This window comes from Pseudoneobacillus rhizolycopersici, assembly GCF_054786815.1.
Genome location: NZ_JBTOOE010000131.1, coordinates 1 through 262 on the forward strand (window position 1 = coordinate 1; position 262 = coordinate 262).

A 262-nucleotide genomic window follows, 5' to 3' on the forward strand; every position below is an offset into this window, starting at 1 on the left:
TTTGGCCGGATCCCATCCGAGCTGCTGTTTGGCCTTTGTAGGATCACCCCAGAGATTCACGACGTCGGTGGGACGATAAAAGTCGGGAGAAACCTCGATCACAACTTTTCCGGTAGCTTTGTCGATGCCTTTCTCGTTTTCGTCTTCGCCCACGAAGTCAAGCTCGATTCCGGCACGACGGAAGGCATAGAGACAGAACTCGCGCACAGAGTGCTGCTCGCCTGTGGCTATGACGAAATCTTCCGGACGTTCCTGCTGAAGG

At 54.6% G+C, this 262-nt stretch carries 1 protein-coding gene; it reads right to left on the reverse strand.

Annotated elements, in window-relative coordinates; all coding sequences use genetic code 11:
• Nucleotides 1–262: GDP-mannose 4,6-dehydratase (locus ACX9YW_RS23130; RefSeq protein ID WP_460351079.1), on the reverse strand; the 262-nt coding region annotated here is incomplete at both ends.